The sequence below is a fragment of the Flavobacterium sp. PLA-1-15 genome (assembly GCF_049060005.1).
Classification (GTDB): domain Bacteria; phylum Bacteroidota; class Bacteroidia; order Flavobacteriales; family Flavobacteriaceae; genus Flavobacterium.
This window is the reverse complement of the sequence record NZ_JBMGQS010000003.1, coordinates 110,179-124,679: the sequence shown is the minus strand read 5'-3', so window position 1 is coordinate 124,679 and position 14,501 is coordinate 110,179. Positions and strand designations below refer to the sequence as shown.

The window sequence follows — 14,501 nt, the reverse complement described above, 5'->3', positions numbered from 1 at the left end:
TTTTTCTTTAAAAAATAAAAGATTGGAACGGATAGCGGGAAATAGCTCCTAAAAATTACAAATCGAATTCGTCTGTATCTTGTTCGACATCGCCTTCAACGGCTGTCGTGTCCTTAACTTGAGGCACCCAGCAATCTACTTTTATGGCAAGATTTTTAGGACGTTCGAATGGTTCTTTGGAAACAGAAAGCGTTTTGTCTTGGTAGCATTTTTTCATGAAAGAACCCCAAATTGGCAATGCCATTGTGGCTCCTTGTCCATAAGTAATCCCTTTGAAATGAGCTGAACGGTCTTCGTTTCCTACCCAAACTCCAGTTGCCAAATTTGGAACCATACCCACGAACCAACCGTCGGATTGGTTTTGAGAGGTTCCTGTTTTTCCTGCAATTGGATTTCTCAAAGCATATGGATAACCGGTAACTCTGTTGTAACCGTGACCACCACCATCAGTTCTTAGACGCGCACCAGAACCTGATTCGGTTACACCTTCTAATAATTTAATAACGGCATAGGCGATATCCTTGTTCAATACGTCATGCGATTCAGGAACCGAACGGTAAAGCACGTTTCCGTTTTTGTCTTCGATCCTGTCGATAACTTGTGGCTTAACATAAACCCCTTGATTGGCAAACGTACTGTAGGCGGCCACCATATCGTGAACAGTGATTTCAACTGCTCCCAAAGCGATGGAAGGCTGTGATGGAATATCTGATTTTACACCTAATTTCTTAGTCAGATCGATTACTGCATCCGGACCAACACGGTCAATCAGTTTTGCCGAAACGGTGTTGATGGAAAGTGCCAAGGCTTTTTTCAAGGTTACCATTCCGCGGTATTCGTGGTTGGAGTTTTTAGGTGTCCAGGTTTCGGTAACGTTGTGTTTTCCTTTTGGAATCGTGTAAGGCGCATCAATAATTGAATCACAAGGAGAATAACCTTGCTGTTCAATTGCTGTTGCGTAAACAAACGGCTTGAATGTTGATCCTACCTGACGCGCTCCTTGCTGTACGTGATCGTATTGGAAATGCTTGTAGTTGATACCGCCCACCCAAACTTTGATCGCTCCAGTTGCTGGTTCCATTGACATAACTCCTGTTTGAAGGAAATGTTTGTAGTAACGGATAGAGTCGTTTGGTGTCATGATGGTATCTTTTTCACCATCCCAAGAAAAGACCCTCATTTTTGTCTTTACACTGAATGATTTCAGGATATCGTCTTCGTCTTTTCCTTCGGCTGTCATGATACGCCATCTTTCAGAATTCTTTCTTGCACGACCCATCAGTTTTTCTGTTTCAGCTTCAGAAATATTAACGAATGGAGCATTCTTGTTTTTCTTGCTTTCGATGGCAAATTCCTTTTGAAGATTGGCCATGTGTGCATATACCGCTTCTTCGGCATACACTTGCATGCGCGAATCTATGGTAGTATAAATTTTTAAACCGTCGCGGTAGATATCATAATCCGTACCGTCTGGTTTTTTGTTTTCCTTTGCCCATCCTTTCATGAACTCACGAAGGTATTCACGGAAATAAGTAGCCGTTCCTTCTTTGTGCGTCTGCAATTTGAAATCCAATGTAATCGGAAGCTCGCTGTATTTTACTTTTTGTGCTTCGGTAATAATTTTAGATTTTACCATTTGTCCGAGCACAACATTTCGGCGGTTTTTTACGCCTTGTGCGTTGCGAACAGGATTGTATAAAGAAGAGTTTTTGAACATTCCAACCAAAATGGCCGACTCATCAATGGTCAAGTCTTTTGGCTCTTTGTTGAAGTAGGTCTTGGCAGCAGAACGGATTCCGACAGCATAATTATTGAAATCATATACATTGAAATACATGGCGATGATCTCATTTTTAGTGTATTGCCTTTCTAATCTTGTAGCAATAATCCACTCTTTGATTTTTTGTATGATTCTGAAAGGAAGAAATTTTGAACCTTCACCATGAAACAACTGTTTTGCCAATTGCTGTGTCAAGGTACTTGCTCCTCCGCTTGTTCCCAAACTTGTAACGGCTCTTAGAGTTCCTCTTCCGTCGATACCTGAATGCTCGTAAAAACGTTCGTCTTCGGTAGCAACCAAGGCATCAACAAGGTGTTTTGGTAAATCTTCGTATTTTACGGAAGTCCTGTTTTCATTATAAAACTTACCGATTGTTTCCCCATCTGCAGAAATAATTTCTGTTGCCAAATTGGATTCCGGATTTTCTAATTCTTCAAAAGAAGGCATCGAACCCAAAATTCCCCAAGAAGCCAGTAGAAACACCAAGAAAACACTTCCTAAACAATAAAGAAAGATTTTCCAGAATTGCTTTTTGTAATAGGCCGTATCTTTAACTACCGGTGCTTTTTGGTTATTGTTTTTTTTAATCGCCATAACTTTTATTCTATTGATTCTATTCTAAAACCTACTTCCGTGATTCCTTCCAATTCTTCAATACCAGTAATTTTTCCGGTTTGTCTATTGGCTTGTTGAATGTGTACTTTGTAATTTCCAATCTTAGGAAACTTCATTTTTTCCTTATAAAAGAGCTTGCTTTCTTTTATATCCGAAAAACCTTCCCCAAGAAGTGTGCCGTCTGGATTGGTCATCTGATATTGTAAAGTGTCTATTTTTGTGAGGCCTCCAGGTTGCTCCAATGCTACAATCAGAAACAAATTACTGAATTGGTATTGTTCGTTTCCACGTAAATTCACAAACAGATTATAGAGCTTTGTAGTATCAGGCTGGTCGAAAGAAAAGCTTACAATACTGTCCTTTTTCCAAGCATCTCCAACGGATTTATAATCATCAAAAACTCTTTCCTTGTCACAGGAAAATAAAAATATAGCTATTAAAACAATTAAAAAACTACTTTTTAGGCTCATCTTTTTTATTCGGAATTATTCTGTTATCAGGTTTTGGTTCGTTAGGTTTCCTTTCGCCCTGCGGACGATTTGGTCTTGGCTTTCTTTTTTCAAAAGGCTTTTTCTCTCCGGCTGGTTTAGCATTATTCTGACCTTGCGGTTTGTTTTCGCTTGCAACGGCAGGCTTGCTTGCAGGTGCAATCGCTGGTTTGCCTCCATTGCTTGTAATGGCCGGCTTGCCTGGATTTGGATTTGCTGGTCGGTTGCCATTTGCAACAATTGCATTCTCTCCCGGCTTGCGTTTCTTGCTAGGTCTTTTCTTTCTTTTAGGCTGATCAAAACGTGTTAAACTTTCCTGGCCCATTGCGTTGTTGAAATCTTTTTCCGGTGTTGCATTGTCCTCAACAGCGTAATCCTCTAACGAAGAAACCTTGTTCTTTAGTTTGTTTTCGGCAATAATTTCTTTTACCTGTTCGATTTTCAAAACGTGCCAGTTGGCGAAATTATCCGTGTAGGCAAACCACATCAAACCTTTGAAAATGTCCTGTTTTTGGCAAATGGCCATTCCTTTTTCGGTAAATAATTTGGTTTCGAACTCTGGAAAATCCTTTAAAGCGTCCATATAAGTATCCAACTCATAGTTCAAGCAGCACTTTAGTTTTCCGCATTGTCCGGCTAGTTTTTGTGGATTCAAGGACAATTGTTGGTAGCGTGCTGCAGAAGTATTTACACTTCTAAAATCAGTCAGCCAAGTAGAACAGCAAAGCTCTCTTCCGCAAGAACCAATTCCACCCAAACGTGCCGCTTCCTGACGGAAACCCACCTGCTTCATTTCGATTCTAGTGCTGAATTCCTTTGCAAAATCCTTGATCAGCATACGGAAATCAATCCTGTCGTTTGCCGTATAATAGAACGTTGCCTTCGATCCGTCGCCTTGGAATTCAATATCCGAAATCTTCATTTCGAGTTTTTGGGCGATTGCCAATTCACGGGCACGAACCTTCATCGGCTCTTCCTTATCGCGGGCATTCGACCAAATATCGATGTCTTTTTGAGATGCCTTTCTATAAACTTTAGGAACGTCGCCCTTAAAGTTTACTCCTTTTTTCTTCATCTGAATCTTCACCAACTCTCCCGTTAGGGTAACAATTCCGATGTCGTGACCCGGAGAAGCCTCGGTAGCAATGATGTCTCCGATGCTTAGGGTTAGGTTTTCAGTATTTCTGTAGAATTCTTTTCTTCCGTTTTTAAAGCGTACTTCAACACAGTCGAACATCGCTTCCCCATTAGGAAGGCTCATATTGGAGAGCCAATCGAAAACTGTTAATTTATTGCAGCTATCGGTGCCACAACTCCCTTTATTTCCACAGCCTTTTGGTGCACCACCATCAGACGTTGAACAACTTGTACAGGCCATAATTTTATATAGATGTTGCGCGAACACAACGTAAAATTCGTAATTTGTTTTGTGCGTAAAGATAGCAATTTTTAAGTTGAAGTTACAAGAGGCTTTAGGATTGGTCGTTTACACAAAACAAAAAACCTATTCCACGGGTGTGGAATAGGCTTAACGTATCTTATAATGTTCTATTTTATTCTAAAATCTTGTACAGCTTGTCCGAAAGACGAACCCTAAACGGAACGGCAAAAGTCACCTTATCGCCTGATTTTGCCGTAGTAGATTCGGCATCGTTTACGAGCATTTTTTCGAGTACCAATTCCTGGTTTCCTGTTGTTGGTCCAGCAATTAGGATCTTGTCGCCAACGTTCAATTCATTGCTTTCCATTACAAAAAGCCCCACTTGTGCCTTTACATAATAATGCTCGACTTTCCCTAGGATTGCTTTTCTGATTTTTTTCTCCTGAACTGGTTTGGCTACAGCCAAAGCCCTATCCGACAAATCTCCTGAATGCTTGAAGGCCAATTTATCTGATTTTCCTTTGCGGAATACCTTGTTGCCTACCTGCTTTCCGCTTCTTAGTTTTACTTGTTCGGCCAAAGGCAAATGGGTAGTTTCCAGACATTCGGTTGAGCAACAGTTTTCCATCGATGCCTTGCATTCGTCGCATTGGATGAACAATAAATGACAACCATCGTTGGCACAATTGGTGTGATTGTCGCACGGTTTTCCACATTGATGGCATTGCGAAAGGATGTCGTCGGTGATTCTTTCGCCCAAGCGATGATCAAAGACAAAATTCTTCCCTAGAAATTTACTTTCTATATTTTCTTCCTGGATTTGCTTTGCATAATTGATAATCCCGCCTTCCAACTGATAGACATTCTTGAAACCTTGGTGCTTGAAATAGGCCGAAGCTTTTTCGCAACGTATACCGCCAGTGCAATACATTACCAGGTTTTTGCCTTCCTTGAAATCTTTTAATTGCTCGTTGATGATCGGCAAACTTTCCCTGAATGTTTCCACATCTGGAGTGATGGCGCCTTTGAAATGACCAATTTCACTTTCATAATGGTTCCTGAAATCCACCACAATCGTGTTTGGATCGTCCAATATTGCGTTGAATTCTTTTGCTTTTAGGTGTACTCCGATGTTGGTTACGTCAAACGTGTCGTCGTTTAAACCATCGGCTACGATCTTGTCGCGCACCTTTACTGTAAGCTTCAAAAACGAATGATCGTCATGCTCTACAGCCACATTCAATCGGATGTTTTTCATAAAATCGTATGCCTCCAAAGTGTCGCGGAACGCCTCAAGATTTTCTGCCGGAACCGACATCTGTGCATTGATTCCTTCTTTCGCCACATAGGTACGGCCAAGTGCATCGAGCTTGTTCCAGGCTATAAATAAATCGTCGCGAAATTTTTTAGGGTCTTCAATCTTGGCATACGCATAGAAAGATAACGTGAGCCTTTGTTGTCCGGCTTCGTCAATGAGTCTTGCTCTTTCTTCTGCGCTTAAGGTGTTGTACAGTTGCATGCTATAAACGTTTTAAGTGAGAATTATTTTCGGCTGCAAAAGTAAGGATAATTTTTATGTTGAAAATGACAATTGTCATATTCTGATTTTCCGTTCTGATTTAGCGCAAAGTTTGTCCCAAAGTTTAAAAGATGCCTATAGTTTTTATTCTACCCCCGATAGTAGTGGAAATCCTTTTCTTTTTTTTCTTTAAAAAAATAAAAGATTGTAACGGATAGCGGGAAAATGGATGAAAAAAATGCCGAGGGTTGTGGTCATAAAAAAACCACGCCGAAACGTGGTTTTGAATTTTTTTAGCTTTGATTTTTAGCAAAATTCCTTGAAGGCATCTTGAAGGTTTTCTGCAATCAGTTCGGCAGGACGTCCCTCGATGTGGTGACGCTCCAACATGTGTACCAATTCGCCGTCTTTGAAAAGCGCGATGCTTGGCGAAGATGGAGGAAACGGGAACATAAATCCGCGCGCCGCATCTACAGCTTCTTTGTCTACACCGGCGAAAACCGTCACCAAATGTTCTGGTTTCTTGTCGCCAGTCAAACTCATTTTTGCTCCCGGACGTGCGTTTCTAGCCGCACAACCGCAAACTGAATTTACGACTACTAATGTTGTACCTGGCTTAGCTATTGCGTTTTCAACAGCTCCGGCACTATATAATTCTTCAAAACCTGCGTCTGCTAGTTCAGCACGCATTGGTTTTACCATTTCTTCTGGATACATAACTCTTTAGTTTAAGTTTGATGCAAAGTTACAAAGTTTTGAGGCGCAACTACAAACGGAATTATAAAGTTTTGTTATTGTTGTATAATTGTTTTTTGAAAATTCGGTTCCATAATGCGACGATGAAAAGCATTTTCGGGCATTTCCAAATCACTTGCAAATCCTGACCGAAAGTGGTTTCTTCATCGAGAAATCTGAAGATTACGGCTGGGTTTCCTTTCCTGAACATCGAAGAAAAGATTTTACTGCCGAGGTGGTTCTTATGGTGCAAAATATCCAGCAACAGCATATCATAGAACCAGAATTTATTGGTTTTATGGAATTTACGGAAGTCGTTTTCCTTGTTTAGAAAAGCCACCAATGCCTTTGATTTCTTGGTTGTATTTTTAAACGTATAACCTGTGCTGGCTTTTGTCCACCCGCCGGCAGAGCCAATATGGATTATGTTTTTTTTGTTTTCTTTCCAAAAGGGAAAACACGTCATCGGGATATTTCCTTTTTCCTTTTCGATGATGTCATAGTTTGAAATGCCGAGTTTTTGGATGTAGTTTTTGATTTCGGTTTCGTATTCTTCTCGTGGAAGAAGGTCTTTTGAAAACAAGGTATATTCGATAAGCGCTTCGGTTGAAGAAGTCGGCATGACATACATAAACCGTGTATTCCCTCTTTGTTCTACCGAAAAATCCATAAAGGTTGCGACATCAGAATCGAAAGCGGGTTCGTCTGTCTTGATGAACCAACCGATAAAATGCTGTTGCAGCAACGGATATTTGGTTTGTTTTTCGACTAATTCCGAGTTGTAGATGCTGTTGAATAATTTATGGCACGAAAAGGCTTCTTCCTTGGTTTGAACCACCACATTTTCGGCCGATTCGCTGAATCCAAGCACTTCCTGATGAAGAAAAGTTATGTTTTTTTCTGCGGATAATCTTTTAAAAATCCTGTTGTAGAAATCCAAACCCTTTATCATTTTATACTGATATGGATTCAGTTCGAACGTTCTGCTGAATTTTTCGTTGGCAAAAAGAGCGCTGTCCCATTCGTGGTAAATGATTTTTTTCCAATCGCCTTTGCCTTCCTCCCAGAAACACCAGGTGCGGTCGTTGGTTTTCTTGGGATTGGAATCCAAAAGAAGGATTTCCTTGTTCTTGAATTGTTCTGAAAGCACCATTTCATAAACCGTCATCAAGGCTGACAATCCTGCTCCGGTGAAGATATAATCGTAGTGTTTCATTCTTCAAAAATAAAGAATTAAGTGAACACAGATTACACAAATTGGCACAGATTTTTATTTCAACAAGTAATTTAATAATTGCTTTGCGTTGACGAAAGATTCTATTTGGGTCAAAACGGTATAATCGGGATTTAAGATTGTAATCGTTGGGTAGGTTTGATCGGATAGGGCTTCCGCCAATTGATGAATGCCAGAGTTTGCTCCTTTCGGTTTGAACTTGAAAAGATGATTGTTGAACAAGACGTCGCTTTTGTTTTCGGCATCAAATGAAACAAAATAAAATTTTTCGTTTAGTTGATGGATGACTTCTTCGTTTTTAAAGGTCGAATTCTCCATCATCTTGCAATATTTGCACCACGAAGTATGGATGAAAATTACAAAGGGTTTTGGATTTTCTATGGAAAGTTGCTCGGCTTGTTCGAAAGTATGCGTTTTCAATTGAGCAAAGTTTTGGTTTGCAATTAGAATGAACATTACAATTAGAAACTTTTTCATTACTACAGATTAAGGGATTTTCGCTGATTTTATTTCAAAGTGTATCGCAATCCAAAGAAACTCCTGATACCTTGATTCGGACCGTACACATAACTTGGGTCAAACGTCAAACCATACGGATTGTCTGGCGTTACCATTGCATTTCCGTTTGGATCGTATTGCACATTTTTATCAAACGGGTCGTTAGCCCGTGCAATAATAAACGGATTTCCTTTGTTTGGTGTCCAATTCAATAGGTTTTTGATACCCATGTAAATTTCGATATTTTTGATTTTATTGAATGTAAATTGAATGTTCTGGATGCTCCAAGTCGGTGAATATTCTTGTCTTGGATCGTTTTCTCCCAAAAGAGGCAAACGCATCGGTCCATAAACATTTCCAGTATAGTCAATATCCAAGAATAGTTTCGGCAAGCGATAGGAAATGGCCCAGGTTCCCGAGAATTTTTCGGTTAAAATTTGGCGTGTTCTTATGCCGTTTTCGGTTTTGGAAACATCCATATAAGTAGCACCGAGGATAAACTTCAATCCGTTTTGAAACGTCATGTCTATGTTGGTGCTGATTCCTTTTGTAACGGCAAACCCATCCAGGTTTTTATAAATAATCTGGTTTGGATTTGTATCATAATCAGGAATAATCGAATTGGTAAAATAGGTGTACCAGGCCGAAGTTTCTATCCCGATAAAGTTGCCGTTTTCAGTATAAATCTTCTTCAGATAATTCAGATTCACATTATACGATTGTTCCGGTTTCAGGTTTTCCAAGACAATTACATCTCGGGAACCAGTCAACGCCGCATGTTCTTCGGTAAAAAGATTCACGATTCGGAAACCAGTTCCGGCATTCAAACGGAAGATATCATTGTCGGTCAATTTGTATTTGTAAGCAAAACGCGGTGTGAAAATCGAACCGTGGTTGCTGTTGTAATCGTATCGCGCACCAAGTAGGACGCTATGTTTTTCATTAAATTTAATTTCGTCCTGAACGAAAACACTCGGAATCCAATTTTCATCCGAAGTTTTTGTCGCCGGCGTATTATCGTTGTAAAAATTATAGCGGATGGCCGTCCCGAATAGCAAATCGTGGTTTCCGATTTTTTTATCCCAAGTCAGCTGTGTAAAGCCGATTTTTTGCTGTGCGAGATAAGGAATATTTCCATAAACTGAATTCTGATCGTGATCGGTATAAGAAAAAGACAACAGCATTTTTTCTTCGATCGGAAGCTCGTAAGCTCCTAAAAGTTCGTATCTCCTCGTGTAGATGCTTTCGCCATAGACTTCGTCTCCGCCACGAAAACTCTTGTTCCACTGCATTTCGCCACCCCAACGGTCTTCGTAAAAAAACCTTCCTGCCAATGAAAACAGCTTGTTGCTTTTTCGGTTGAAATTCCATTTTTGGAAAACTGAAATACGTTCCTGGAGCGTAACATCGGTAAAATTATCACCATTATTATCAATCGGATTGTCATAATTGAAATAGTTGGCTCCAACTAAAACCGAAGCAGTCTTTCCGATATTGGCCTTAAAGCCTAAATCCAGATTGGCTTCGCCCCAACTTGTCGTAAATCCATCAGCTGAAAAAACTGGGGCACTTTTTGGATTCTTAGTGATAATGTTGATCAAGCCGCCTACCGCTTCACTTCCATACAAAGAAGAAGCAGGACCTTTCACTACTTCAACTCTTTCCAACAAAGAATTCGGAATGCCTGATAAGCCGTAAACCGTAGAAAGTCCGCTGACGATTGGCATTCCATCAATCAGAACCAATGTATAAGGACCTTCCAAACCGTTAATGTGAATATCTCCTGTATTGCAAACGTTGCAATTCAGCTGAGGACGAACGCCGTTTACATTCTGCAAAGCTTCGAAAATATTGGCTGTTGGGTTTTTTTTGAAGAAAACGGGTGAATACGTTTCGACAGGAACCGGACTTTCCGAACGGCGAACTGCTTTTAAAGTTCCAGTAACCACCACTTCATCCAACGCATTGTCTTCATTTTCCAGATAAAAATCCTGTTGTAGATTTTCATTTTCATTCAGAACAATCGTTTTTTGAACCTTCTTTTTTCCGATGTAGGAAATTTGGATTCTATATTTTCCTGAAGTCAGATTCTCAAATTTATAAGATCCCAAACTATCCGTGATGATTGTTTTTGAAGTTTCGAACATCTTTACAACCACTCCTTTTGATGGTATTTCATCTTGAAAAATGATACCCGAAATGCTTGATTTCTCTTGAGCATTAATCGTTTGTGAAAATATAATTAGGAATATAATGAATATATTTTTCATTTAGTTTGGTTTAATTTTTAGACAAAACTAAAAATAATTTTTTAATCAAAAAAATATATATATTTGTAAAGCTAAATTTTTTATTCTAATGACTTATTCTGAAGAGAATTATCTGAAAGCGATCTATCATCTTTCCTTGTTTCAAAAAAAGGGAGTGACGACGAATGCCATTGCTAAAATGATCGACAGCAAGGCTTCATCGGTAACGGATATGATTAAAAAATTAGCCGACAAGAATTTGGTTGAGTATCAGAAGTACCAAGGTGTTTCGTTGACAGTACAAGGCTTGCATGAAGCAAAGATGATTGTTCGGAAACACAGATTGTGGGAAGTTTTCTTGGTTGAAAAACTTGATTTTTCGTGGGATGAAGTACACGATGTTGCCGAAGAATTGGAACATATCAATTCTGAAAAATTAATCAACAAGCTCGATGCTTTCTTAGGTTTTCCGACAGAAGATCCGCACGGAGACCCAATTCCGAACGCAAAAGGTGAAATCAAAAAAATGGATAAAAAACTGTTATCTGAATTAAAATTAAACCAAAAATCAATCTGTGTTGGCGTGAAGGATTCTTCTTCTGAGTTTTTAAAATACCTCGACAAGCAACAGATTTCGCTAGGATCAACAATTGAAATCATTGAAAAAGAAAGTTTTGATGCTTCGTTGAAAGTCTTCGTAAATGGAAACGAAATGAACATTTCAAATAAGATTGCCAGTAATCTTTATGTAAAAATAGTGTAAGCATGTTTGAAGGTATCATCCAATATTTTGAAAGCATCGACCCGATTTTAGCGGCATTTCTGGCTACGCTTTTTACTTGGGGCCTTACCGCTTTTGGAGCGTCTTTTGTTTTCTTTTTTAAGAATATGAGCCGTGTTTTTCTAGACGGAATGCTAGGTTTTACTGGAGGAGTGATGGTTGCGGCAAGCTATTGGAGCCTATTGGCGCCTGCTATTGAAATGAGCGATGGGGAAGGTTTTACAAAAGTAATTCCAGCCGCAGTTGGTTTCATTCTTGGTGCTGTTTTTCTTTTTGTTATGGATAAAACCTTACCGCATCTTCATATTAATTTTAAAGAAACCGAAGGTGTGAAATCACCTTGGCAACGAACGACTCTGTTGGTTTTGGCCATTACGCTTCATAATATCCCAGAAGGTTTGGCAGTAGGGGTTCTGTTTGGTGGGGTTGCTGCAGGAATTCCAGAAGCTTCCATCGCCGGAGCCGTGACTTTGGCAATCGGTATCGGGATTCAGAATTTTCCAGAAGGAATTGCCGTTTCGATGCCGTTGAGAAGGATGGGAATGAGCCGATGGAAAAGTTTTATGTACGGACAATCATCTGCCTTGGTAGAACCTATTGCGGCAGTAGTAGGAGCCGTTGCGGTAACTTTTTTCACTCCGATTTTGCCTTATGCGTTGGCTTTTGCCGCTGGAGCAATGATTTTTGTGGTGGTAGAGGAGGTGATTCCTGAAACGCAACAGGATAAGAATACTGATATTGCGACGCTTGGTTTTATTGGTGGTTTTGTTGTAATGATGAGTTTGGACGTGGCTTTGGGTTAATCGCAACCACAACTTCCCCCGCAATTCTTATCGTTTTTCTTTTTCCAAAAAAACTTCTTAGCCAAGAAAAAAACGGCTGCTGCAAGTATGATGTAAATTAGTATTTCCTGAATATCCATTTCGGAATTATTTAAAGATTGTATAGCCTACAAAGGCAAAAACATACGCCATAACTCCCATTCCAACCAACTGGATCATCGCCCATTTCCATGAATTTGTTTCTCTTTTCACAATGGCAACCGTAGCCGCACATTGCATTGCGATGGCATAAAACAATAAAAGCGAAACGCCTGTAGCCAATGTGAATACCTTTTCGCCAGAATCGGCAAAAGTGGCGGCTTCCATTCGGCTTCTGATCGTTCCTTCGTCTTCGGCATCTTCTACACTATAAATCGTGGCAAGTGTTCCCACGAAAACTTCCCTAGCAGCAAACGAAGTAATGATGGCAATACCTACTTTCCAGTCGTAACCCAATGGTTTAATCACAGGCTCTATGGATTTTCCCATCATCCCGATATAAGAATTTTCTATTTGGAAAGAAGCTACTTTCGCATTCAGTTCATGTTCTGGAAGGCCAACATTTTCTACTCTGTTGCTTACAATTTCTTCTGCATTATCAAAATTTTCTCCTCCGTGTGAAGCCAAAAACCAAAGGATAACCGATACGGCAAGGATTATTTTTCCAGCATTCCAAACAAACGATTTTGTTTTCTCCAAAACGGTATAAAAAACGTTCTTGAACAACGGTACTTTATAGGCCGGCATTTCAATAACAAAATACGATTTGCTTTTCAGCTTGATGATTTTATGCAAAATAACCGCCGAAACCAATGCCAAAACAATACCCAAAAGATACATTCCCAACAAGGCCAACGCCTGATAATTTAGAAAACCGAACAAGGTCTTTTCAGGAACAATCAAGGAAATTAATATGGTGTAGACTGGTAATCTTGCTGAACAAACTGAAAAGGGTGTAACAAGAATCGTAATCAACCGTTCCTTCCAATCTTCGATGTTTCGGGTGGCCATAACAGCTGGAATCGCACAGGCATTTCCTGAAATCAAGGGCACGACACTTTTTCCGTTCAAGCCGAATTTTCGCATGATTTTATCCATCAGGAATACTACACGGCTCATGTAACCGGTTTCTTCCAAGACGGCAATGAACAAAAACAAGATAGCAATCTGTGGTACAAAAATGACCACTCCGCCAATTCCCGGAATGATTCCCTGACTGATCAGTTCGTTGATTTTTCCTTCGGGCAATAGTCCCGCAACGGTTTCGGCTAAAGATGAAAACGACTCATCGATGAAATCCATAAACGGCCCGGACCAAGTGAAAATTGCCTGGAACATCAGCATCAATAATAAAATAAAGATGATGTATCCGAAGAATTTATGGGTAAGGATTTTATCCAATCTTGAATCGAAATCGGTTGCCTTTGATTTATCCTGAAAAAATGTTTCTTTCAAAACAGCATTGATCAATTGGTAACGCTTTATGGTTTCCTGATGCTGTTCTTTTTTTATAGCAATCTGCTTTTGCTTGTCTTCAATTTCTATAAAGCCCGTTTTATACGTTTCGGCTAGCCAATTTTTATATTCAGAAATTTCTTTTGAAGAAAGTGGATTTTTGGACAGTTTTTCGAAATCCTGAATCGCACTTTTAAGTTCTGCAATTCCAGTATTGTTTCTTGTACTCGTTAAGATTACTCTCGTATCCAGTTGACTTTCCAGTATTTCCTTGTTGATTTCGATTCCTTTCATCTTCATTCTATCGGCCATGTTGACCACAAGAATCGTAGGAATTCCCAAATCTTTTACTTGGGTAAAAAGAAGCAAGTTTCGCTTTAAATTTTCTGCTTCGGCAACCACCACAATCACTTTTGGAAAATTTTGCTCCTCTGAATGAAGCAGGAATTCGGTGGTTACACTTTCATCCAAGGAACTCGGATTCAAGCTATAGGTTCCAGGCAAATCAATAACTGTTACTTTTTGATGGTTTTCCAAATGAAAGGAGCCCTGCTTTTTTTCGACAGTGATCCCCGGGTAGTTCCCTACTTGCTGGTGAAGCCCTGTCAAACTGTTAAATAAAGACGTTTTACCTGTATTCGGATTTCCGACTAAAGCTATTTTTATTGTATTCTCTGCCATTTTATGGGTGTGTTTCGACAAAAATCCTACTTGCAATTTCTTTTCGGATGGCAAGGCTTGTATCGTTTATGGTTAAATACATAGGATCTCCAAGTGGAGCGATTTGCACGACTTCTACTTCATTTTCGGGAAGGCATCCCATTTCGATTAATTTCAACGGAATCATCTCAATATCAAAACTGATAATCGTTCCCTTTTGACCTTTCTGAAGCTTGTCGATTGTTGTTTGCAAACCTTATTTAGATTAATTTTAGATTGCAAAAG

Annotated in this window: 13 protein-coding genes; 2 read left to right on the top strand and 11 right to left on the bottom strand. The window is 39.6% G+C overall.

From position 1 onward, the window contains the following. Positions 1–55: 55 nt before the first annotated feature. From ACI6PS_RS03960 to ACI6PS_RS03925, 8 genes are all read right to left on the bottom strand, one after another. Entirely contained in the window at positions 56–2,374 is a 2,319-nt protein-coding gene (locus ACI6PS_RS03960) for a penicillin-binding protein 1A (RefSeq protein ID WP_421011253.1), read from the bottom strand. 5 nt (positions 2,375–2,379) lie between these two features. Continuing rightward, the gene (locus tag ACI6PS_RS03955) at positions 2,380–2,865 is read right to left on the bottom strand and encodes a gliding motility lipoprotein GldH (protein ID WP_421011252.1); all 486 of its coding nucleotides are present in this window, start codon (positions 2,863–2,865) and stop codon (positions 2,380–2,382) included. Continuing rightward, positions 2,849–4,261, bottom strand: coding sequence for a regulatory iron-sulfur-containing complex subunit RicT (ricT, locus tag ACI6PS_RS03950; RefSeq protein WP_421011251.1), 1,413 nt, complete (start codon positions 4,259–4,261; stop codon positions 2,849–2,851). The genes ACI6PS_RS03955 and ricT overlap by 17 nt, the downstream gene beginning before the upstream one ends. Positions 4,262–4,436: 175 nt before the next feature. Then, complete coding sequence (locus ACI6PS_RS03945) at positions 4,437–5,783, bottom strand: rhodanese-related sulfurtransferase (RefSeq protein WP_421011250.1); 1,347 nt, start codon at positions 5,781–5,783, stop codon at positions 4,437–4,439. A 306-nt stretch (positions 5,784–6,089) separates the two neighbouring features. Further along, entirely contained in the window at positions 6,090–6,500 is a 411-nt protein-coding gene (locus ACI6PS_RS03940) for a BrxA/BrxB family bacilliredoxin (RefSeq protein WP_421011249.1), read from the bottom strand. Positions 6,501–6,561: 61 nt separating this feature from the next. Further along, the gene (locus ACI6PS_RS03935; RefSeq protein WP_421011248.1) at positions 6,562–7,734 is read right to left on the bottom strand and encodes a lycopene cyclase family protein; all 1,173 of its coding nucleotides are present in this window, start codon (positions 7,732–7,734) and stop codon (positions 6,562–6,564) included. A gap of 54 nt (positions 7,735–7,788) precedes the next feature. Continuing rightward, on the bottom strand, positions 7,789–8,229 hold the full coding sequence (locus ACI6PS_RS03930; RefSeq protein WP_421011247.1) for a thioredoxin family protein: 441 nt from the start codon (positions 8,227–8,229) through the stop codon (positions 7,789–7,791). Positions 8,230–8,258: 29 nt separating this feature from the next. Then, positions 8,259–10,520, bottom strand: a complete 2,262-nt coding sequence (locus ACI6PS_RS03925; protein ID WP_421011246.1) for a TonB-dependent receptor — start codon at positions 10,518–10,520, stop codon at positions 8,259–8,261. An 88-nt stretch (positions 10,521–10,608) separates the two neighbouring features. On the opposite strand from ACI6PS_RS03925, the gene ACI6PS_RS03920 reads away from it, so the two are divergent. Next, positions 10,609–11,262 carry a metal-dependent transcriptional regulator gene (locus ACI6PS_RS03920; protein WP_421011245.1) on the top strand — a complete coding sequence of 218 codons (654 nt, stop codon included), beginning with the start codon at positions 10,609–10,611 and terminating at the stop codon, positions 11,260–11,262. A 2-nt stretch (positions 11,263–11,264) separates the two neighbouring features. Next, entirely contained in the window at positions 11,265–12,083 is an 819-nt protein-coding gene (locus ACI6PS_RS03915) for a ZIP family metal transporter (protein WP_421011244.1), read from the top strand. On the opposite strand, the gene ACI6PS_RS03910 is transcribed toward ACI6PS_RS03915, so the two are convergent. The 3 genes from ACI6PS_RS03910 to ACI6PS_RS03900 are packed head-to-tail and all read right to left on the bottom strand — an operon-like array spanning position 12,080 to position 14,469. Then, on the bottom strand, positions 12,080–12,202 hold the full coding sequence (locus ACI6PS_RS03910; protein ID WP_421011243.1) for a FeoB-associated Cys-rich membrane protein: 123 nt from the start codon (positions 12,200–12,202) through the stop codon (positions 12,080–12,082). The genes ACI6PS_RS03915 and ACI6PS_RS03910 overlap by 4 nt on opposite strands. Before the next feature lie 7 nt (positions 12,203–12,209). Then, a complete protein-coding gene (gene feoB, locus ACI6PS_RS03905) occupies positions 12,210–14,237 on the bottom strand; it encodes a ferrous iron transport protein B (protein ID WP_421011242.1) in 2,028 nt (675 codons plus the stop codon). Between the two features lies 1 nt (position 14,238). Next, positions 14,239–14,469: a FeoA family protein gene (locus tag ACI6PS_RS03900; protein WP_421011241.1), complete on the bottom strand. Its 231-nt coding sequence runs from the start codon at positions 14,467–14,469 to the stop codon at positions 14,239–14,241. Between the last annotated feature and the right edge of the window lie 32 nt (positions 14,470–14,501).

Coding starts and splice junctions, on each gene's coding strand:
- ACI6PS_RS03910 (WP_421011243.1), bottom strand. CDS start 12,202: ATGGATATTCAGGAAATACTAATTTACATCATACTTGCAGCAGCCGTT.
- ACI6PS_RS03945 (WP_421011250.1), bottom strand. CDS start 5,783: ATGCAACTGTACAACACCTTAAGCGCAGAAGAAAGAGCAAGACTCATT.
- ACI6PS_RS03940 (WP_421011249.1), bottom strand. CDS start 6,500: ATGTATCCAGAAGAAATGGTAAAACCAATGCGTGCTGAACTAGCAGAC.
- ACI6PS_RS03955 (WP_421011252.1), bottom strand. CDS start 2,865: ATGAGCCTAAAAAGTAGTTTTTTAATTGTTTTAATAGCTATATTTTTA.
- ACI6PS_RS03925 (WP_421011246.1), bottom strand. CDS start 10,520: ATGAAAAATATATTCATTATATTCCTAATTATATTTTCACAAACGATT.
- ACI6PS_RS03935 (WP_421011248.1), bottom strand. CDS start 7,734: ATGAAACACTACGATTATATCTTCACCGGAGCAGGATTGTCAGCCTTG.
- ACI6PS_RS03920 (WP_421011245.1), top strand. CDS start 10,609: ATGACTTATTCTGAAGAGAATTATCTGAAAGCGATCTATCATCTTTCC.
- ricT (WP_421011251.1), bottom strand. CDS start 4,261: ATGGCCTGTACAAGTTGTTCAACGTCTGATGGTGGTGCACCAAAAGGC.
- feoB (WP_421011242.1), bottom strand. CDS start 14,237: ATGGCAGAGAATACAATAAAAATAGCTTTAGTCGGAAATCCGAATACA.
- ACI6PS_RS03960 (WP_421011253.1), bottom strand. CDS start 2,374: ATGGCGATTAAAAAAAACAATAACCAAAAAGCACCGGTAGTTAAAGAT.
- ACI6PS_RS03915 (WP_421011244.1), top strand. CDS start 11,265: ATGTTTGAAGGTATCATCCAATATTTTGAAAGCATCGACCCGATTTTA.
- ACI6PS_RS03930 (WP_421011247.1), bottom strand. CDS start 8,229: ATGAAAAAGTTTCTAATTGTAATGTTCATTCTAATTGCAAACCAAAAC.